Raw genomic sequence first — 20,183 nt, forward strand, 5'->3', positions numbered from 1 at the left:
CGTGTCGCAGCCATCGCTGGCAAGCCAGCTCCCACAGGGATTTGAAATGCGCCCCAGAAGTTGGACACCCATCCAATCTCCAGGGGTGCACTTCAATTTGTGAACAGCACACATCCATTGTGGGAGCTGGCTTGCCAGCGATGAGGCCAGCACCGACACCGAGAATTCAGGGCCTGGCGAGCAAATGGCTCATCGCCGTCTTCAGCTTCATCGGCCGCACCGGTTTGTGCATCAGGGTATGGCCCAGTTCGCGGATCTGCTGTTTGAGTTCATTGCTGTAATTGGCGGTGATCATCATGGCCGGGATCGCGCAAGCACGGCGGGCATTGATCCGCGCGACGGCATCGACGCCGTTCTGGTCGTTGTCCAGGTGATAGTCGGCGATCAACAGGTCGGCACCGGCATGGTAGTTGTCCACCTGTCGCGCCAGATCGTCTTCCGACAACGCCGTCACCACGCGACACCCCCAACCTTCGAGCAACGTGCGCATACCGGCGCAAATGGTCGCATCGTTGTCCAGCACCCAGACCCGCGCTCCGCGCAGCCGTTCGAGCATTGGTTCACTCATCAGCAGGCTCGGCAATGGCTTGGGCGCGGTGGCGCTCATCGGCACTTCCACTGAAAACATCGAGCCCTTGCCCGGCCACGAACGCACGTCAATGCGGTGCCCGAGGATGCCGGCAATCTTCTCGACAATCGCCAGGCCCAGGCCCAATCCACGATCCTGATCGGGGCGCTGCACGTCACCGCGCTTGAACTCCTGGAAGATCTCTTCCAGGCGATTTTCCGCGATGCCCATCCCGCTGTCCCAGACCTGGATCGACAGGCTTTGGTGATGACGCCGGCAACCCAGCACCACGCGACCGCTGTAGGTGTAGCGAATAGCGTTGCTCAACAGATTGCGCAGGATCCGCGCCAGCAACTGGATGTCGCTGCGCACCAGGGCCGAACAGTGGATGAAATGCAGCTGCAGGCCTTCGCTGCGCGCTACCTGGGTGTATTCGGCGGCAAGGTTTTCCAGCAGTTCGCTCAAGACGAACGGCGCAATGTCGGCCTTGATCACCCCGGCATCGAGCTTGGAAATATCCACCAGAGTGCCTAGCAGGTTTTCCACGTCTTCCAGTGAATTGCTGACATTGCGCACCAGATTCTCGTTGGCCATCGGCTCGCGTCGCTCCAGCAAGGCACTGGTGAACAACCGCGCGGCGTTCAGCGGTTGCAGCAGGTCGTGGCTGACGGCGGCGAGAAACTTGGTTTTCGACAGGTTGGCCTGTTCCGCTTCCAGCTTGGCCTCGCGCAAGCGCGACTCGACCCGGCGACGCTCGTCGATTTCGCGCAGCAACTGGTCGTTGAGGGTGGTCAATTCAGCAGTGCGCTCGCGCACCCGCAGTTCGAGATTCTGATAAGCCTGGTGCAGCGCCTCGGCGGTACGGCGGCGTTCGGTGATGTCGCGGATCAACACGAAGATCCCCACCACCTCGCCGCTGGCCATGCGATTGGGCACATAGGAGCGCAACATGTAGCGCTCCTGATTGTTGACGTTGGTCTCGGCGAATTCGAAGGTCACGCTCTCCCCGGCCAGTGCCCGCGCCACGTACGATTCCAGGCGCTGGTAATGCTGCTCGCTGTGCACTTCGCGCAGGCTCTGGCCGAGCATCACCCCGCGCGGCCAGCAATACCATTGCTCGTAGACCTTGTTGGTAAACTCGTAGACCAGGTCGGCATTGAGGTAGGCGATCAACGCCGGCACATGGTCGGTGATCAGTCGAATCCAGCGCTCGCTTTCGCTCAGGGCTTGCGCGTGCTGGTAGCGCTCGGTGATGTCGGTGAAGGTATTGACGAAGCCGCCGGTGGGCAACGGATGGGTGCGAATTTCCAGGACCCGGCCGTCGCACAGGCGCTGCTCGCACTCCTGCACGGGTCGCCCGTTTGCGCCACGGCTGGCCGGGGTCAGCAGGGTCAACTCGCTGTCGGCGATGACTTCGGCAAACGGACGATGGGCCGCCACCGGCGCCAGGCCGCTGAGCTCGAGGAAGCGCCGGTTCCACAGTTCGAGAATGCCCTCGGCGTTGACCATGGCCACCCCTTGGGACAAGTTGTCGACCGCCCGTTGCAGCAAGTGCGATTTCTGCGCCACCGCCTGCTCGCGGCGCACGGTTTCGCTGAGTTTGACGTCGGTGATGTCGGTGAACAGGATCACCCGCCCACCCTCCTGGGTCGGCCGTTCGCTGACCTGCAGCCAGCGACCGTCCTGCAAGCGATACAACAGGTTTTCGTCGGCATGCCCGCGAGGTTCTTCGGTCAACAGGCCATTGTTGAGCATCAGGCGCTTGACCTCGGTCAGGCGCATGCCGGCGTTGATCCGCACCCGGCTGTTGCTCCAGAACGCCTTGAAGCGGCTGTTGAACAAGACAATGCGCTGCTCGGCATCAAACAGCACGAAGGCATCGGAAATGCTCTCGATGGCATCGATCAGGTGCTGATGGGCCGTCTCGGCGCGCAGGCGGGCGTCGCTGAGCAAATGGTTGCCGGCCTTGAGCTCGGCCATGGCCTGGTTCAAGGCGTCGGTGCGTTCACGCACCTGCTCGGCCAACACCACCGAATGCTGGAAGGCGGCGTACGGATCGTTGCCGCGGGTGACGCCGGACTCGATGCGCTCGATCAGCGCCGCGTTGATGCGCTGCAGTTTCTGATTATCGTGCTGCAGGACCGCGATTTGCGCCCGCAGTTCAGCGCTGTCCACGGGACCGACCGCGGGCAATGGCAACGCCGGTGAAGGTCTGGTTGATGTGCATGCCATTGAACTGTTCTCCGTAGGTGTTGAACCCCATCACCCGCTGTTCGCGCAAAAAACTGCCGATCAGGTCCAGGCTGCCGTTGTCTTCCAGCTCCAGGCGCCTGAGGAAACAGTCACAACCTATGGTCAGCAACAGATCGCCGAGCCGTTGCTGCAAGCCGTCGAACAGACACTGAAGATTGGGCAGCATAGGGCCCGGGGTCATGGCGGTGAGCACGATGCCGTTTTCCACCGCGCAATAAAAACTCAGGCTCAGGTCCGGATGAACCTGCTGGATGGCGCGCACGTAATACTGCTCGTTGATCCGCACCGCCAAGGGGTGCGCGGCGAAGACCCGGTGGTCGAGTTCGCTTACTGGCACGCCAATGTGCCGGGCGTACTCGGCGGCGGCCGGCTCGGCGTTGAGTTCGAAGACCCGCCGCGAGGCGCTGTCGGCTCCGGTGACCACCAGTTTCTCCGCTCGCGGCAGGATGTGATGGGTGGTGAACACTTCGAAGTCCAGCCAGGTATTGACCAGCACCACCACCGCCGCGCCGCTGTGAAACCCGCCGTCGAAATAGACATGGGTGTGGGTCAGGTAGTTGTCGTCACCGGCCGAGCCGCCGAAATGCGGAATATCGCCCAGCGCCGCACTCAAGGCGGCCAGGACCATTTCTTCCCGGCTGGACAGGCCATCGAGCAACGTCAGGGCAAAGCTGTGGCCCTTGATGGGCGCCAGGGTGTTGCTGCGACAGCCGTTGACCAGGCGCTCGACCATCTGCTGCGCGTCGATCAGACTGAAGTACTCCATTTCGTCGATCAGTTCCAGGGCGATGGAAAAGTACCGATGATCAAAGCCCACCGCCGTCACGCAATTGCGCCCATAACCCTGGGCAGTGATTTCGCCGGCGCTGGTGCAACCCGCCAGGCGTATGCCGCCGAACCCTTGCTGCAAGGCCTGGCCCAGCCCCGGCAAATCGTACTCGGCGGAACAGAAAAACAGCACGAAGCCCAGGTGCGGATGCAGCAACTGCCGCGCCAGCTCCTGCGCCACCTGCTGCGGATCGGTGGCCTGGGACATCGCACTGACGATCCCTTCGTTCTGGACCTGCTCCATCGTCGCCTCCAGCAGGTGCGTGTGTGTGAGGCTCGAGTGTACGAAGCCAGCCGAGTGCCACGAATGCTACTTGGGTAGCAGGTAGCCGCTTCAATGGGAGGAGACACCACATTTCCTTGTAGGAGCGAGGCTTGCCCGCGAAGGCGGTGTGTCCGTTAACATAAATTTTGAATGTGACGCCCTCTTCGCGGGCAAGCCTCGCTCCTACAGGGATCGGAGTTGTGCCGACCTCCTGGTTACCAGGTCAACACAGCCCCCACCGCAAAGGTATCGGTGTCTTCGTTCTGCGCACTGTTGTCATGGCCGTTGATTTCGAACTGGTTGTACTCGGCCACCAGCTTGAGGTTGTCGTTCACGTCATGGAACAGCGCGATGCCGCGGGTCTCGTAGTCCGCGCCACTGCCGACCACGCCGTTGCCATCGTCATTGGTCTTGCCGTAGGACAGTGCCAGGCGGTTCTTGCCCAGTTTGTAGGAGCCCTGCAACAGATAGCCGTCGCTGTCGACGTTGCGCAGGGTCGGTTCGCCCGCGTTGTTGGTGAAAAACGGATTGATGCCCTTGGCCTGAAAACCCGACCCGACCAGGGACAAGCCGCCCATTTTCGCCTGCACGCCATAACCGACGCCTTTGGAGGTGACGGTGTCGACGGTGGAATCGGTATTGTCCGAAGTCTGGTAGCTGCCGTTGACCCAGCTGTAGATCTTCGCCCCGGCGAGGTCGAACTGGTAGGTGATCTCGCTCTCGGTGCGCGGGTTTTCCTGATAGGCCTTGCCGGTGGGGCTGCTGTCGTTGGTGTCCACCGGGTCCATGATCCCCACCGCCACGCGCAAACCGTCCATCACCGGCGTGCGGTAGGTGATCTGCGAGGTCGGGAACGGATAGGGGTAACCGGTGCCGATGTTGCCGAACGACACCCCGCCGCCATCCACCAGCCCCAGGGTATCGCTGACCTGACCGTAGCCGGCGAGCAGCTCATCGAGCAGGATGTTGGAGCGCGCGAACAGGCCGAAGTCCTTGCCGATCAACACTTCGCCCCATTCCGGGTTGGCCACGGTGCCGTAGAACTGCCGCACATCGATCGCGGTGTCGGTGCCATTGGTCTCACTGTCGTTGATGGTGACCCAGAACGAGGCGCGGGCACCGAGCTTGAGGTCATCGACCTGCTTGCCCATGTTGAAGCCCAGGTAGTTGGGCAGGAAACCCATTTTCACCCGTGATTGACGGCGGTCGAATTGGTCGCCGGCGCGGTCGACATCGCTGTTCACGTAGAAGGCGTTGATGTAGCCGTCGGTGGAGAACGTGGTCTGGTCCTTGTCGTACAGCATGATTTCGGCTTCGGCCGTGGCACTCATGCCGAAGGAAGACAGACTGGCGATCAACGCCGGTAAAAAACGATGCGTGAAGTTCTTATTGTTGTGCATGGCGCGCTCCGCGACTGGGACGAGGTGTCGGAGGCGATTATCGAAAGCTGACGGGCGGCGCCATACGCTGCCTTTGGGGTGGTTTCGAGGTGCTTTGGAATGGCCGCAATTACGCGATAAATGCGGCGTAAGACCGCCTGTCGGCAAGGCTCACAACTTAGGGTGTAGGCCTGTAGCCCCCCAAAAAAAATGCCCGGGTCTTGCGACCCGGGCATTTCGTTCTGGCGGCTCTGCGTTTCATCGCTGCCAGCGCTAGAAACTCGCCTTGACCGACAACATGAAGTTGCGTGGATCACCGTAGTAGTTGCCGAAGGTTTCGGTACCGATGGTGGCGTAGTAGCGCTTGTCGAACAGGTTGTTGCCGTTGAGCGCGACCGACCAGGTGTCGTCGATGCGGTAGCCGATGCGGCCGTTCCAGATCGCATAACCTGACTGGCTGATCTTCTCGCCACTGGAAGGTGAAACGCGGAAGTTATCGCTTTGGGCGTTAACACCGGCACCAAGGGTGAATCGCTCAAGCGCCCCACCCAGGGCGTAATCGCCCCACATCCGCAACATATGCCGCGGCACATAACTGTTGAACGCTGCGCCGTTGAGGCTGCTGTCGATATCGTCGAGCGTTTTGGTCTGGGTATAGGTGTAGCCCGCCAGCACTTGCAGGCGCTCTATGACTTCACCGCTGATCTCGGCTTCGAAACCCTGGGCGCGAACCTTGCCGGCATTGACGTAGCAGTAGCCATCGGATGACGGGCAGGACGAGTTGTAGTCAGTCTGCGCCTGATCTTTCTGGATCGTACGGAACAGGTTGAAGGAGCTGTTCAGTCGACCGTCGAACCAGGCGCCCTTGATCCCCAGCTCATAGCTCTGGCCGACGAGAGGCTTGAGCGCAGCACCGTCTTCGGAGCGGTAATTGCCTTGCGGGGTGAAGATTTCCGCGTAGCTGGCGTAGGCCGTCAGGTTCTCGTTCAGGTCCAGCAGCACGCCGGCAAACGGCGTCACCTGCCCGGTCTCTGTGGTGCTGGAGTGTTCCGAGGTACCCGTGTTGATGAACTCGGAGTCGGTATCGGAGTTGTACCAGCTCACCCGAGCGCCGACGACAACGGTCAGCGGATCAGCCAGTTTCAAGCGCAGTGTCGAGTAAATGCCCTTCTGTTTAGTGACTGAATCGACCGGCCCGCCACGAGATGAGTTGTCGATGAAGTAGCTGTCATCCGGCTCTGGAATATGCTTGTCGGGGTTGAACACATTCTGGCGCTGCGGCAGAAATGCCACTGAGTAGAAGTCGTTCTTTTTCGAACGGCTGGCGTTGAAGCCCACGACCAGTTCATGTCGTTGACCGAACGCGTCGAACTTGCCATCGACGTAGGCGTCCAGGCCGTAATCGACCTGATCGTAGTCATACATGCTGCCCAGCATGCCGGTGGTATCGGTACCGGGCGTCACGGCGCCGGAAGCGAATGCGTACTTGATGTCCTGGGTGTTTTTTGTATAGACACTGGCGACCTTCAAGGCCCAGTCATCGTTGAGCTGGTGATTCAGGTCACTGAAGACCGTGGTGCGCTGGCTGCGCCAGGTATTCCACGCAGGATCGAGACAGGTCGAGCGGCTGAGCTTCAAGTCGCTGCGGTCCTTGTAACGCGGCAGGCCACCCCAGCAAGGGCTGGCATCCACGTCTTCATAGGCAACGCCCAACCCGAGCGTCGTGTCGGGGCTCAGGTCAAGGTCGAGCGCGCCGTAGTACACCTGATCCTTGCGACTGGCGTCGTCCACGAAATAATGCCGGCTCTGCTCGGCGACCACCGCCCGACCGCGCAAGGTGCCGGATTCGTTCAGCGGGCCACCGGTGTCGACCTGCCCGCGATAATTGTCCCAGCTGCCAGCGGACAGCGTGATGTCCCTGTGCGCGGAAGTCTGGCCGCGTTTGCGCACGAAGTTCACCCCGCCGGCGGTGCCACCCGCGCCTTTCATCATTCCCGCGGCGCCGCGAAGAATTTCGACCCGGTCGTAATACGCCATGTCACCGCTGAAACTGTCGGCCTGGACATAGAGGTTGCCCATGTCCAGGGGCACACCGTCGTACTGGTACTGGCCCGACATGCGGAACCCGCGCGAGTAGAAGTACTTGCCGCCCATGGTCGAGTCGTAGACGGTGATGCCCGGGGTCTTTTCCATGACCTGGTCGATGGTGTTCAGGTTCTGGTCATCGAGCATCTTGCGCGTCATCACCGTGACTGATTGCGGCGTTTCCCTGAGCGAGTGCTCACCCTTGCCGAGGGTGACTGCACCCGTGGTGTACGAGCCGCTGTATTCGGTGGTCGCGCCCAGCACTTGTCCATTGATGTTGGTAGCACCCAGTTCCAGCGCCGAGCCGACGGTCGGAACCGCCCGTAGAACATAAGTACCGTTGGCCTGGGGTTCGGCCTGCAGACCGCTGCCGCCCAGGATCCGTGCAAACCCTTCGCTGACACCAAACGCACCCTGGAGCCCTGGGGATTTCAACCCATCGGTTTGTCGCGCATCGAACGACAGCGCAGCGCCCGCCGCGCTGGCGAAGTGGCTGAGAACTTCGGTCAGGTTGCCAGCGGCGATGTCGAAGGATTTAACCGAACTTTGCTGCTGCGCTGGCACCTGTGCCGCAACCGTTGCCGTTGGCCAGACGCCGGCCGTCGTTACCGCCAACAACCCGACCTTGACTGCGGTCGCCAGACGACCAGGCTTGTACTCCCGAGACATGCTTACCCTCCCCCAAAACGATCTGTAAAAACTCATTGAGGGATGAGCCGGACGATGCGCATGAAAAGTGCAAACCCGGACAAACTATTTTCAACTCACTGTAAAAGCGTACTGGCAGGCGACGACACATCGACCCAATACCGGCTGTACCGGGTGATTCGCAGCGAGAAGCCACTCTCCAGCGCAGCCAGCGCCAGGTCGGTGTCATCAATGGGAAAAGCGCCAGATACTTTCAGCTGGGCAATACGCGGATCGCAGCGCAGCACACCGGGGCGGTAGCGCGAAAGGTCGGCCATCAGCTCGGCCAGGGGACGATTGATAGCGATGATGCTCCCCTGTTGCCAGGCACCGACCGAAGCGTCGTTGCGCCGTACCCCCCCCAATGAGTGGCCATCGAAGTCCAGGGACTGGCCGGCGTCCACACGCACCGTCGAGCCAGCGCCAGCCGAACGCACCTCGATGGCCTTCTCGATCACCGCCACGCCACCGCCCTGCTCATCGGACCGGACGATAAACCGTGTGCCGAGCGCCAGCACCTCGGCATGACGGGTGAGCACCTTGAACGGCCGCTGCAAGGGATCGACAGCGGTCGTCACCTGTATCTCGCCCCGCAACAGTTCGAGTACACGTTGATGACCGTCGAAACGAAGGTTGACCGACGTATCGGTGTTGAGTAGCAACACGCTGCCATCGGCCAAGCGAAACTCACGGCGCTCACCCACTGCGGTGCGAAAATCGGCAAACAGGTTGCGCGAGGTCTCGCTTTGCCAGCCCAGCCAGCCCAGCGAACCGGCTGACACGAGCACCAGCACACTGCGCAACACCTGGCGCCGGGATCGATCAGCGCCGCGCAACGCTGGCGCAGCCAGTGAACCCGGCACACTGGCCATCTGCTCTCCTACGTCGATCATGCGTTGCCAAGCTTGGCGATGGGCAGGATCGGCGCCCAGCCAGTCGTTCCAGGCAGCCAGGTCCGCCTCGGTGGCGATACCCGACCGAAGTCGGGCATACCAGCGCGAGGCGGCGCCAATCGCCTTCAACTCAGCGGGTGAAAGGCTCACGCCAGTTGCAGCCGAATCTGCATCAGACAGCAATGCTCCATGGCCTTGGCCATGTAGTTGTTGACCGTGCGGGCGCTGATATTCAGGCGCTCGGCAATCTGCGGGTAGGTCAACCCGTCGAACTGCGACAGGATGAACGCCTGCTTGACCTTGGTCCCCAATCCTTGCAACAGGCGGTCGATTTCCATCAGGGCTTGCAACAGGATCGCCTGTTCCTCCAGTGAAGGTTGCTGCCATTCGGGCATGGCCGCCAAGGCTTCGAGGTAGGACTGTTCCAGCGAACGGCGGCGAAACAGATCGATCAGCAAGCCCTTGGCGATCATCGACAGGTAAGGCCGTGGCTCGCGAATCTCCAGCGCGTTTCGCGCCTTGATGACCCGAACGAAAGTGTCCTGCGCCAGGTCCGCCGCATCGAAAGCATTGCCCAGACGCTTGCGCAGCCAGCCATTGAGCCAACCGTGATGGTCGCAATACAGATCATTGACGGCGTTGCGCAGGGATAAATCGTTGGCGGACATGACGATGGAATAATTCGCGAGTGATAATGACTCGCATTGTCAGGTGCGCGCAGGGTGATTTGCAATAGCCACTGTGGCCAACGAACCCTGCCCTACCGGAAGGCAGGGCCAGGCACGGGCTACGCTGATATCATTGAAGAACTTACAAGCGGGGTGGAAAGTATGAACCGTCAGAAAAAACTGCAGCAGCTGTTCAAGGAAAAGGCCAAGAAGGCCAGCGCCAAACTGGCTCCGAAAAAGCCTAAGTACATTTGTAAGGCGGACCGATTGAAACTGGCTGCTGAAGCCAGTCAGGACTCGATCATTTCCTCGCAGAGCTGATCTACGAATCTTCTCATTGGCTGCCGGTTCAATTTATCGAAGCGGCGTTAGCGCGTAGAGGCCTCTCAAACGCTGCGCCAGCAGGCAGGTAAAGGCGAGTACCGGGATCAGTGCACAGCCGGCCGCCAGCCATAGCAGAGCGCCAAACCCCTGGCCGACCAGTTGCCCGGCCACGGCCGGGCCGGCCATGGAGCTCAAGGCAAAGGCTCCGGGAATCAACATGATCGAGCGACCGCTGCTGTCCAGGCGAGCAATTGCCGCGGTCTGGTAGACACAGCCCCAGGTGAACCCCACCTCCCAGATCCAGGCACCGGCGGCATACATCAGGAAGCCCTCGGCGTTGCCCAGTAACATCAGCCCCGTTCCCAGTACCGCCAGGACAACGACATGGGGCAAGCGCACGCCCAGACGATCGCCCACCACGGCCAGGACAAGCGCAGCTGCGCCGCCCAGTAACTTCAACACCGCGAAAACGATACCCAGTTCCGTCGGCTGCAGCGCCAGGCCATGGCCCAAACGTTCAAGGAACGCCCAAAGGCCAATTTGCCCCACGCCGAACAGGAAGAAAAAGGCCAACGCGGCATAAGCTGCAGGCGGCAATCGAAAGCGTAAGAGCAACGATCCGCCATGCAATTGCTCTCTTTCACCAATAAAGTCCTGGCGCTTTGGCAATACCAATGCGCTGAGACTCAACAACAGGATGATCGCGGCCAGCATCACGGCCGCACCGGCGTAGTGGAAATACGCAATCACCAGCGATGGCAAGGCGAAAAGCACGGCAGCCACCACCCCGAGTTCGATGCCCAGACGCATACCCAAGGCGCGTTCCTTGTTGGCCATTTCGCCCATGATGCGCATGCCGAGGCAGGTCATCAGCGCGGCAAAAAAACCAATCACGGCCCACACCGGCAACTGCGCCGCGGCCGGTAGCCATGACGACATCCAGTACGCCGCCGCAGCCCCGACCGCACAGCCCAGGGTCAACCAGCGCCAGTTCAAGCGGTCAATCAGCATCACGGCCACCAGCGTGCCGAGCAGGTAGCCGGCAAAACACACCGATCCCAGCAGGCCGATCTGTTGGACACTGAACCCAAGGCTGTCGACCATCGAACCGAGCAGGATAGGCAAGGTATTGAATGGCAAACCACCAATCGTCGAGGCAAAGCTGGCGGCCAGCATGATCGCCAGTGTTTTACGGCCACTCATGTTCATTGTGCGTTCCTGCCCGGGTGGTTATCAGCGCTGGCCGACGGTGATGATTTCGCGGCGTTCGGCCATGGCGGCCGGCACGCTTTCTTCGTCCATGAAAAACTGGTCGTACCATTCACGCAGTTGGTAGACCGGGCCATCCCCTTCAGCCAGGACCGGGTTGTTGACCCGAATCTTGTGCGCCCAGATGTCCACATCCTGATAGAACGACTCGCGGTTGCGCATCACATAGTCCTGAGCCAGGGCGCGGTTCTGCTCCTCGCTCCAGCCCGGGATTTTTTTCACCATGCAACCAAAGCGCAGTTCGAAACTGTTGCCATTGATTGGCACGTGGCAGTTGAGCAGGATCGAGTGGATTTCCATGCCTTCGAACACCGCGCGCATGCGGGTGAAATGGGTCGCGGGCCCGTAGTAAGCCGACTCGGCCACCAGGTCGCCGCCCAGTCGCTCGGAGTCACCGTGGAAAATCTGCTGGGCGATGTGGCCTTCGAAAACGTTGGCGAAGTACTTGGTCGGAGTGCCGTGAACCGGGCCGAAATGCTGGGCATCCGCCAGGTTGTCGACCAGTTCCCGCGGGTTGGTCTCGATGATCAGCTTGTCCATGTGCCAGTCGTGCAGCCATTCGTCGCTGTCCTGCTCGGGCAGATGAGGAATCACCACCTCGTCTGCCGGGGCCTTGCCTTGCGGGTTATTCCAGACGAACAGCAGTCTGTTCTCTTCACAGGTCAGCCAGCTGCGGGTCTTGGCTTTCGGCGGGATGCGCTTGCAGTACGGAATCTCCACGCACTTGCCGCTCGCGTCGTATTGCCAGTGGTGAAATGGGCAGACCACGCGGTCGTTTTCCAGGGTACCGCGCGACAGGTCGGCGCCCATGTGCGGGCAATGCGCATCGATGACGCTGATCTGGCCGCTGGACGTGGCAAACGCCAGCAAGCGCGTGCCAAAGATATCCAGGGTGTGCAATTGGCCGTCACGGTAGTCGGCCGCTTCACCCAGGCAATGCCAGCCTCGACCAAAGCGAGGGGCCAGAACATTTTCGACATTGATTGCAGCGAGCTTGGTCATTGTTATTGTTCCTCGTGTGGAAATCCCCGATAACTTGCCCGGTCAATCTTCACCGAGCAGATGCCGGAGCTCATCCTCCGCATGGACTAGATGAGCCTTCCACCACGACTTCTCCAGACTGTCAGCGCCAGTCGGCGACAATCCCATGCTCCAGGGCGAAGGGCTGAGCGGCAATCGTGCGCCGCTGAAAATCCACCGCCTGCCCGGCAGTGGCCAGCCACACCATGACCGCGGCCGGCACCTGGGGGGGAGCGGTGCCGATGCGCATGGCCAGCAAGCCACTCTCGCCAATCGTGGCCTTCAGTGCGTCGGTAGTGACCACCCCGGGATTGAGCGTGAAGGCGCGAATCCCCTGCTTGCCCAGCTCGGCGGCAAGCACCCCGGACACCCGGGAAACCGCAGCCTTGCCTGCCCCATAGGCGTACCCCCAGCCGCCGTCGGCGGCGGCCACGGGAGGATCGCCCTCGCCGGCCCCGGAGGTCACGTTGATCACCACCCCCGCCCCCCGTTCGAGCATGGCCGCCAGCACCGTCTGGGTGAGCAGTAACGGCGCCAGTATGTAGCCCTTGAACACCCGTTCCATGGTCTGCGCCTGCAGTGTCATGAACGCCGCATTCAAATCGTTGCCCTGGTAAATGGCGTTATTGACCAGCACATCGATGCGCCCGAACGCTGCCAGCACAGCCTGCCCGGCCGCCACCACCGAGGCGCTGTCGAGCAGGTCCATGGGCACCACCAGCGCCTCGCGCCCCAACTCGCGGATGGCCGCCGCGGTGCTGTTGAGGCTGCCGGACAAGGGCACGCCCTGGGCATCGCACAAGCGATGGCTGGCGTGCTCGCCCTCCTCCAATGTGCGGGCACTGATTGCCACATCAAATCCGGCCCGGGCAAAAGCCAATGCCGTCTCCCGGCCGATACCGCGGCTGGCGCCGGTAATGAATGCCACCTTGGTCATGGTCATGCTCTCTGTGGCAAGGGTCAGAAACTGGCCGGGCGGACCATGGCATCCATACCGCCATCGACAAAGATCACGCTGCCGTGGACGAAGCTGGCCTGTGCGGACTGCAGGAATGCCACCACTTGAGCGATTTCCTCGGGGTGACCGGAGCGCCCCAGCGGTGCGACGAACTCACGGACAGCCTTGGCAAAACGCGGGTCGTTCAGCGACGCCTGATGCAACGGCGTCTCCACCGCTCCCGGCGCCACCACATTCAGTCGAATGCCCTGCTTGGCCCAGGCAACCGCCTTGCTGCGGGCATTGCGGGTCACCGCGTACTTGGAGCTGGCATAGGCGACGTGGGACAGCCCCAGGGCATTGGCATGTTCCAGCGCCAGGGTTTCGTTGCTGGCGAGCATGGCCGCGACCATCGGCTGCTGATCGGGCTTGGCGTGGGTGGCGGCAATCGAGCCGATCACCACGGCGGCCGGCTTGTCGCCCCTGGCCAGGGCATCGGCCAGACCATCGAGCAGCTCAGTGACGCCGAAGTAATTGACCGCGATAATGATATCGGACGTCGCGCTGGAACCTACCCCGGCGCAGCAGACCAGGCCGTCGAGCACGCCTGCGCTTTGCTCAAGCACCGCACTGATGGCTGCCTGGCGTCCGGCCGGGCTGGACAGGTCGGCGATGACCTCGGCGTTTGCCCGATCGATACCGATGATACGGTGCCCTGCCGCGCGTAGCGCCTGGCAGACTGCCGCGCCTATACCGGATGCAGAACCGCTGACCGCTGTAACTGGCATAACGTTCTTCCTCATTAAATAACGGTGTCGGCTAGTATTGGGGCCGCACAAAGCCGCCAACATCGTCCGCACGGACTAAAACGCCCCGATCTTGCGAGCAAGAACGGGGCGTTCGGTTGACAAGGACCACGCTCAGGCGCGGTTGCGTACCGGCTGAGCCAGCTTCAACGCCGGCGTTTGGGGCTTATCGCTTGCCAGCATCGCCAACTTGGGCTTTCCCAGGGCAACCACACTGTTGAGGATGATGCGCACCAACTCCGTTTGGCGGCGGACCCCGGTCTTCGAGAAAATCGAGCGCAAGTGCGCCCGGGCAGTGTTGCGACGCACATTCAGCACTTCGGCGGCTTCTTCGAGGGACAGGCCGTTGGCCAACTCCATGGCCAATGCGGTTTCGGCCCGCGTCAGGTTGAACAGTTGCTTGGTCACCGTTTCACTGGCCATGGAACGGCCGACGGCGTCGCGGATGTACACCACCACCACAGGTTTGCTCTTGCCTTCGGCCCAGTCCTGGGTCGGAATCGGCTCGACGACGACGCCCAGGTTGATCTGTCCAGACGGCCTGGACACCGACATCGCTTCAGCCGCCGTGCTGACCTGCTCACTGCTCGCTTCGCGCGCGAAGGCGTTACGCACCAGGCGCTGCAACTCGCGATTATCGGTGGGGTAAGTGGCTTCAAGACGGCCGCCGACCAGCTTGAGTCCATCGGCCTGCTTCAGCAATTCGCTGGCCACAGGGTTCAGGCGCAGCACGCTGCCGTTCTGGTCAAGGACGATGGTGGCCACTGACAAGCGGCTGATGGCCTGGGAGTACAACTCACCGATCGATTCGCTGCGATCGAGCAGATTGTGCACATGCATCGCACGGCGCAAGTGCGGCAGGAGCATTTCGCACAAGGTGCGTTCGGAGGCGGTGAATTTCGGCGCGGCTTTCGGCCGGGTGATGCGAAAGCGCAGCTTGCCGCCATCGGGCGTGGAAACATCGGCACCCATGATGTGGAAGGTGTCGTGGAGGGTGCCATAGGTCTTGTAGTAAACCGAATTAGTCCACTGCGCCTCGGTCATCAGGTCGTCGACCGTGAACACCTGGTCGATCGGCGGGTTGCTGAAGGGCGTGACCGATTGTTGATAAGGCCAGTAACTCACCTCTCCATCACCTTCGATGTCGCCGACGACAATCATCAGGCCCAGGTCCGGCTGCTCAGGCACTCGCAAGATCAAGGTGACATAGTTGGCCTGGTACAAGCTTCGGACATGGCGCAGGGTCTTGGCCATCAACTTGTGATCCAGCGAGCCGTCGTAGAACTCGCCGATGAGCCTGTCATATTCAGCCAGCTCCACGCCCATTTCTGCCAGGGCCTGAACACTCAAACTGGAATTTTCCATCGCTCGTTTCCTCGCGGGACACAGCTCAGGCCATGCCCGTTTTTATTGTTATGATTCGAACACTTGCGCATGCGGTGTGCGGCCTGTTCTGGCCGCCACCAATGGCTTGCCCTGATTGAACCAGGCGGCCAGCGCCGGTAGCAGGAAAATCGCCCCAAGCACATTGACCAGAAACATGAACGATAGCAATACCCCCATGTCGGCCTGAAACTTCAGCGGCGCAAAGGCCCAGGTGCAGACCCCGATCGACATGGTCAGGGCGGTGAACACGGCCGCCGTTCCGCGCTGGCACATGGCCCGGTAGAATGCATTACGCAGGTCGGCGCCGTCGGCCATTTCATGCTGGATCCGTTCATAAAGGTAAATGCCGTAGTCCACACCTACTCCGACCCCGAGCGCCATCACCGGCAGTGTCGCCACCTTCAGGCCGATGCCGAGCATGGCCATCAGCGCGTTGCACAGCACCGCAACGATGGCCAGCGGTACCAGGATGCACAGCACCGCGCGCAATGAGCCAAACGTCAGCCAGCAAAACAGCAGCACCGAGCCGAACAACGCCACCAGCATCAGCACCTCGGCGCGCTTGACCGCATCATTGGACGCCGCCATCACCCCCACGTTGCCTCCGCCCAGGAGGAACTTGATTTCCGGGACCTGGACCTGGTCGATGATCCGCTTGGCTTCCTTGACCACATGGGACACCGTCGCGCCATCGTGATCGGAGAGGAACACCAGGATCTGCATCTGCTGGCAGCCATCGGTCACCAGGCCGTCATCGGGCATATAGGCCCGGGCACCCTGGCTCAACCCCCGGGACGAGCCCGGAATAGCCGCCCAGCGCGGGTTGCCTTCGTTGTTGCCGGCAATCACCGTCTTGCCGAAACCGGCCACACTCTGCACTGACTGCACCCCCGTGACGCTGCGCATCTTGAAGTCGAAGGCCTCGACGGCACGCATCACCGTCGGCGACAGGCAGGCCTCCTCCAGGCCCTGGGCCTCGACGAACACCGCCAGCACATCGAGGCCGATGGAATAGCTGCCGACAATCTTCGCGTTGTCCTGGTTGTAGCGCGACTCGGCGCGCAACTCCGGCGCACCGGCACCGATGTCACCGACTTCCAGCTGCCGCGCCTTGAGCACCGCGACGCCGAGCAACATCAGGCTGAGCACCAGCACCGCCAGCGCCGGACGCGGCTCGGCCAGTGCCGACAGCCGCCACCACAGCGGGTGCCTGCCCTGCTGCTGGACGCGCCCCTTGGCCAGCACGCTACGCTCGAGGCGCAAATGGGAAATGATGATCGGCAACATCATCTTGTTGGTGATGATCATCAGCATCACACCGATGCAGGCGGTCACGCCCAGTTCATGCACGATCGGGATGTCGATCAGCATGATCACGGCAAAACCCAGGGCATTCATCAGCAGCGCCAGGGAACCGGGAATGAAGATGTTGCAGAAAGCCAGGCGCGCCGCCTGCACCGAGTCCTTTCCGGCCAGGACTTCCTGCTTCCAGGCATTGGTCATCTGCACGGCGTGCGAGACACCGATGGAGAAGATCAGGAACGGCACCAGAATCGACATCGGGTCGATGCCCAGACCCATCAGCGGCAGCAGTCCCAGGAGCCAGACCACCGGTAGCAAGGCCACCAGCAAGGCCACCACGGTCAGGCGCAGCGACCGCGAGTAGATCCACAGCAGCAGGCCGGTGATCAGGAAGGCGACGACAAAAAAACCGATCACTGTCATCAGGCCTTCGACCACATCGCCCACCAGCTTGGCGAAGCCGACGATGTTGATTTCCACCTGGTCGCTGGCGTATTTGGCGCGGATGTCTTCCAGGCTCCGGGACACGTCCACATAACTGACCGCCTTGCCGGTCTGCGGGTCGACATCCTGCAAGTCGGCACGCACCATGGCCGATTTCAGGTCGTTGGCCACCAGCCGCCCGACCTGCCCGGAGCGGGTGGCGTTGCTGCGCACCTGGGCCAGGTCCTCGGCAGTTCCGGTAAAGCGCGGCGGCACCACCACATCGCCGAAAAAGCCTTCTTCGGTGATTTCGATGTAGCGCACATTGGCTGTGAACAACGAGGTGACGCTGGCGCGGCTGACCCCGTTGATGAAGAACACGTCGTCAGTGACCTTGCGCAACGTGTCGAGGAACTGCGGGTTATAGATATCCCCTTCGCCTTTCCATTTCACGCTGACCAGAAAACGGTTGGCCCCGGTGAAATACTGACTGAAACCGAGGAAGTTGAGCATGTACTCATGCCGCACCGGGATCTGCTTGTTGAAGCCAGGATCGAGCTGGGTGTGCGTGGCGCTGTACCCCAGGCCCAAGGTCAGCAACACAAACACCGACAGCAGCAGTTTGCGTTGCCCAAGCAACAGGTCGGCACAGCGCTCGACCATGCGGTCGACCCAGGATTTACCGTGTTTCATGACGCTGCTCCCCTTTGCCCAGCACGGCAACGCTGTTGCCGCTGCCCTGATACACACCACGTTCACCGGCCACCAGCACCTGGTCGCCCTCCACCACAACAGCTGAGGTCAAGGTCCCAAGCCCGGGTTGCCGGCTGGTGCCGAGCAGGTGGCCCTGGCCATCGAGGCGCACCATCGAACTGCCCGCGCCGACAATCAATAACCCGCCGTTGTCCGGTAGCAGCACATGACCATAGAGCGGTTGCGTGTTGCCGACCTTGATGGCCTGCCATTGCTCGCCGAAGTTATCGGTGACGAAGACATGACCGCGCATGCCGTAGGTCACCCAACGCTGGGAACTCAGGCGGACCACGCCAAACAGCGAGCCGTTGTAGAACGTCGGCAACTGTTGCCAGTGCTGGCCGTTATCGGCACTGCGCAGGACCAGGCCCTGCTCGCCGACCAGCATGCGCCGGCCATCACTGCCGCCATCCATGCCATTGAGGTGAGAGCGATCGACTTCCAGCGCCAGCACTTGCCAGCTCTGCCCGGCATCGTCGGACTGGTAGAACTTGCCGTAGCTGCCGAACACAAAGACCTGGTCACTGCCAGCCGCCCAAACGCCCAGCAATGGCTCACCGGCTTCGGGCTCGTAGTGAACCTCCTGCCAGCTGCTGCCCTCGTCGGAGGAACGCAGGATCAACCCATCCTGGCCAACGGCAATCAGTTGCCCGGCGCTCAATGCGGTAATGGCGGTGAGGGAAATCTGCCGGCGCGGCTCGACACTGGCCTGCTGCCAGGCATGGCCGCGGTCATCGCTGATCAAAATGGTGCCGCGTTCGCCCACCGCCACCTGGCGCTTGCCCAGGTTGAGCAGACCATTGATTTGCATGCGGTCTGTGTTCAGTGCCGTTTCACCGACGCTCACGCCCTCACGCGGGGTGAACGCCAGCGCGACGATTGCGGCGACCGCAATGCACACCAGGTAAGCGATCAACTGGCGCATGGGCGACTCCTTGCAGCAACATCCAGGCGCTCGACAATAGACATACAGCCCACCCTCTTATTCTTGTAGAAGTGAATCACCGCACCCACGAGGTGCGGCGCTTGCAACCGCTCTTGACTGAGGTGTGTAGATAGTCGTCCTGCCCGGCTCCCGGGGCATCGTCCAAATGGCCTACCCCGGTGCCGAACGACCCAATCCGTGATCAAGGAAGTTCGAACAGGCCCGCCGCGCCCATGCCGCCGCCAATGCACATCGCCACGACCACGTAGCGCGCGCCGCGGCGACGCCCTTCAAGCAGGGCGTGACCGACCATGCGCGCACCGGACATGCCGAACGGGTGACCGATGGAAATGGCCCCGCCATTGACGTTCAGGCGCTCCGGGGGAATGCCCAGGGCGTCGCGGCAATGCAGCACCTGGCAGGCAAAGGCTTCATTGATTTCCCACAGACCGATATCGGCCACGCTCAGGCCAAAGCGCTTGAGCAGCTTGGGCACCGCGACCACCGGCCCGATACCCATCTCCTCCGGCGCGCAGCCGGCCACGGCGATGCCGCGATAGATGCCCAGCGGCTGCAGGCCCAGCGCCGCCGCTTGCCCGCGGCTCATCAGCAAGCTGGCCGAGGCGCCATCGGAAAACTGCGAGGCGTTGCCAGCCGTAATGAATTCACCTTGCTCGACCCACTGACCGTTCTTCCAGACCGGTTTGAGGGCGGCCAGGTCTTCGCGTCGGGTCGATGGGCGGTTGCATTCATCGCGATCGGCCAGCACCTGTTCATGGCCCTCTGGCTGACCTTCCTTGTCGAACAGCTGCTTGCGCGCCTGCAACGGCACGATTTCGCCATCGAACAAACCATCACGCTGGGCAGCCGCTGTGCGTTGCTGGCTTTGCAACGCATAGTCGTCCTGGGCGGCACGGCTGATACCGTAGCGCCGCGAGACAATCTCGGCGGTCTCGATCATCGGGATGTAGGCGCCGGGCATGCAGGCCAGCACCGCCTGCGACTGATTGCGATAGGTGTTTTTGTGTTTGTTCTGGGTCAGCGACAGCGACTCGACGCCGCCAGCGATAGCAATGCTCATTTCACCGGCCAGGATGTTCTTCGCCGCCATGCCGATACTCATCAGGCCAGAGGCACACATGCGATCCAGGGCCATGCCCGGCACGCTGTCCGGCAACCCGCCGGTGTAGGCGCAGAGCCTGCCGATGTTGTAGCCCTGGGTGCCCTGCTGCACGGCTGCGCCCATGATCACATCGTCCACCGAACCCGGATCGATACCGGCACGTTCCACCACGGCCCGCACCACATGGCCGCCGAGCACCGGGGCTTCGGTGTCGTTGAACGAGCCGCGGAAGGATTTGGCCAGCGCGGTACGCGCGGTGGCAACGATTACAACGTCATTCTTGTCCATG

General features: G+C 61.7%; 15 protein-coding genes. 1 reads left to right on the plus strand and 14 read right to left on the minus strand.

Features of this window, described 5'->3' with window-relative positions; all coding sequences use genetic code 11:
* Positions 1-166: 166 nt before the first annotated feature.
* The 6 genes from nahK to ACIO0C_RS12425 form a co-directional block, all read right to left on the minus strand.
* Positions 167-2,800, minus strand: coding sequence for a hybrid sensor histidine kinase/response regulator NahK/ErcS' (nahK, locus tag ACIO0C_RS12400; RefSeq protein ID WP_401312149.1), 2,634 nt, complete (start codon positions 2,798-2,800; stop codon positions 167-169).
* The gene (gene nosP, locus ACIO0C_RS12405) at positions 2,730-3,893 is read right to left on the minus strand and encodes a nitric oxide-sensing protein NosP (protein WP_401312152.1); all 1,164 of its coding nucleotides are present in this window, start codon (positions 3,891-3,893) and stop codon (positions 2,730-2,732) included. Before nosP ends, nahK begins: the two co-directional genes overlap by 71 nt.
* Positions 3,894-4,129: 236 nt before the next feature.
* Positions 4,130-5,314, minus strand: coding sequence for a porin (locus tag ACIO0C_RS12410; RefSeq protein ID WP_401312155.1), 1,185 nt, complete (start codon positions 5,312-5,314; stop codon positions 4,130-4,132).
* Positions 5,315-5,566: 252 nt separating this feature from the next.
* On the minus strand, positions 5,567-8,047 hold the full coding sequence (locus ACIO0C_RS12415) for a TonB-dependent siderophore receptor (protein WP_401312157.1): 2,481 nt from the start codon (positions 8,045-8,047) through the stop codon (positions 5,567-5,569).
* Positions 8,048-8,142: 95 nt separating this feature from the next.
* Positions 8,143-9,108 carry a FecR domain-containing protein gene (locus ACIO0C_RS12420; protein ID WP_401312159.1) on the minus strand — a complete coding sequence of 322 codons (966 nt, stop codon included), beginning with the start codon at positions 9,106-9,108 and terminating at the stop codon, positions 8,143-8,145.
* Positions 9,105-9,626: a sigma-70 family RNA polymerase sigma factor gene (locus tag ACIO0C_RS12425; protein WP_401312162.1), complete on the minus strand. Its 522-nt coding sequence runs from the start codon at positions 9,624-9,626 to the stop codon at positions 9,105-9,107. The genes ACIO0C_RS12420 and ACIO0C_RS12425 overlap by 4 nt, the downstream gene beginning before the upstream one ends.
* A 162-nt stretch (positions 9,627-9,788) precedes the next feature.
* Here ACIO0C_RS12425 and ACIO0C_RS12430 point away from each other — a divergent pair, with 162 nt between their 5' ends.
* A complete protein-coding gene (locus ACIO0C_RS12430) occupies positions 9,789-9,947 on the plus strand; it encodes a DUF2986 domain-containing protein (protein ID WP_401312165.1) in 159 nt (52 codons plus the stop codon).
* A gap of 33 nt (positions 9,948-9,980) precedes the next feature.
* Here the strand turns inward: ACIO0C_RS12430 and ACIO0C_RS12435 are convergent, their stop codons facing one another.
* The 8 genes from ACIO0C_RS12435 to ACIO0C_RS12470 all read right to left on the minus strand — a co-directional run bounded on the left by ACIO0C_RS12435 (position 9,981) and on the right by ACIO0C_RS12470 (position 20,182).
* Complete coding sequence (locus tag ACIO0C_RS12435) at positions 9,981-11,159, minus strand: MFS transporter (RefSeq protein WP_401312167.1); 1,179 nt, start codon at positions 11,157-11,159, stop codon at positions 9,981-9,983.
* Positions 11,160-11,183: 24 nt separating this feature from the next.
* Positions 11,184-12,221 carry a Rieske 2Fe-2S domain-containing protein gene (locus ACIO0C_RS12440; RefSeq protein ID WP_401312170.1) on the minus strand — a complete coding sequence of 346 codons (1,038 nt, stop codon included), beginning with the start codon at positions 12,219-12,221 and terminating at the stop codon, positions 11,184-11,186.
* A 121-nt stretch (positions 12,222-12,342) separates the two neighbouring features.
* Complete coding sequence (locus ACIO0C_RS12445; RefSeq protein ID WP_401312173.1) at positions 12,343-13,176, minus strand: SDR family NAD(P)-dependent oxidoreductase; 834 nt, start codon at positions 13,174-13,176, stop codon at positions 12,343-12,345.
* 23 nt (positions 13,177-13,199) lie between these two features.
* Positions 13,200-13,964 carry an SDR family oxidoreductase gene (locus ACIO0C_RS12450; RefSeq protein ID WP_401312175.1) on the minus strand — a complete coding sequence of 255 codons (765 nt, stop codon included), beginning with the start codon at positions 13,962-13,964 and terminating at the stop codon, positions 13,200-13,202.
* Between the two features lie 132 nt (positions 13,965-14,096).
* Entirely contained in the window at positions 14,097-15,347 is a 1,251-nt protein-coding gene (locus tag ACIO0C_RS12455; RefSeq protein ID WP_401312178.1) for a helix-turn-helix transcriptional regulator, read from the minus strand.
* Between the two features lie 48 nt (positions 15,348-15,395).
* Positions 15,396-17,786: an RND family transporter gene (locus ACIO0C_RS12460; protein WP_401312181.1), complete on the minus strand. Its 2,391-nt coding sequence runs from the start codon at positions 17,784-17,786 to the stop codon at positions 15,396-15,398.
* Positions 17,773-18,771, minus strand: a complete 999-nt coding sequence (locus ACIO0C_RS12465; protein WP_401312184.1) for a WD40/YVTN/BNR-like repeat-containing protein — start codon at positions 18,769-18,771, stop codon at positions 17,773-17,775. Before ACIO0C_RS12465 ends, ACIO0C_RS12460 begins: the two co-directional genes overlap by 14 nt.
* Positions 18,772-18,973: 202 nt before the next feature.
* Positions 18,974-20,182 (minus strand): acetyl-CoA C-acyltransferase, encoded by a 1,209-nt coding sequence (locus ACIO0C_RS12470; RefSeq protein WP_401312186.1) that lies wholly within the window; start codon positions 20,180-20,182, stop codon positions 18,974-18,976.
* Between the last annotated feature and the right edge of the window lies 1 nt (position 20,183).

The organism is Pseudomonas sp. NPDC087336 (assembly GCF_044744285.1).
Classification (GTDB): Bacteria; Pseudomonadota; Gammaproteobacteria; order Pseudomonadales; family Pseudomonadaceae; genus Aquipseudomonas.

Bases quoted from the DNA above. Each gene is read 5' to 3' on its own strand.
- nahK (WP_401312149.1), bottom strand. From the start codon at position 2,800: ATGGCATGCACATCAACCAGACCTTCACCGGCGTTGCCATTGCCCGCG.
- nosP (WP_401312152.1), bottom strand. From the start codon at position 3,893: ATGGAGCAGGTCCAGAACGAAGGGATCGTCAGTGCGATGTCCCAGGCC.
- ACIO0C_RS12410 (WP_401312155.1), bottom strand. From the start codon at position 5,314: ATGCACAACAATAAGAACTTCACGCATCGTTTTTTACCGGCGTTGATC.
- ACIO0C_RS12415 (WP_401312157.1), bottom strand. From the start codon at position 8,047: ATGTCTCGGGAGTACAAGCCTGGTCGTCTGGCGACCGCAGTCAAGGTC.
- ACIO0C_RS12425 (WP_401312162.1), bottom strand. From the start codon at position 9,626: ATGTCCGCCAACGATTTATCCCTGCGCAACGCCGTCAATGATCTGTAT.
- ACIO0C_RS12430 (WP_401312165.1), top strand. From the start codon at position 9,789: ATGAACCGTCAGAAAAAACTGCAGCAGCTGTTCAAGGAAAAGGCCAAG.
- ACIO0C_RS12435 (WP_401312167.1), bottom strand. From the start codon at position 11,159: ATGAACATGAGTGGCCGTAAAACACTGGCGATCATGCTGGCCGCCAGC.
- ACIO0C_RS12440 (WP_401312170.1), bottom strand. From the start codon at position 12,221: ATGACCAAGCTCGCTGCAATCAATGTCGAAAATGTTCTGGCCCCTCGC.
- ACIO0C_RS12445 (WP_401312173.1), bottom strand. From the start codon at position 13,176: ATGACCAAGGTGGCATTCATTACCGGCGCCAGCCGCGGTATCGGCCGG.
- ACIO0C_RS12450 (WP_401312175.1), bottom strand. From the start codon at position 13,964: ATGCCAGTTACAGCGGTCAGCGGTTCTGCATCCGGTATAGGCGCGGCA.
- ACIO0C_RS12455 (WP_401312178.1), bottom strand. From the start codon at position 15,347: ATGGAAAATTCCAGTTTGAGTGTTCAGGCCCTGGCAGAAATGGGCGTG.
- ACIO0C_RS12460 (WP_401312181.1), bottom strand. From the start codon at position 17,786: ATGAAACACGGTAAATCCTGGGTCGACCGCATGGTCGAGCGCTGTGCC.
- ACIO0C_RS12465 (WP_401312184.1), bottom strand. From the start codon at position 18,771: ATGCGCCAGTTGATCGCTTACCTGGTGTGCATTGCGGTCGCCGCAATC.
- ACIO0C_RS12470 (WP_401312186.1), bottom strand. From the start codon at position 20,182: ATGGACAAGAATGACGTTGTAATCGTTGCCACCGCGCGTACCGCGCTG.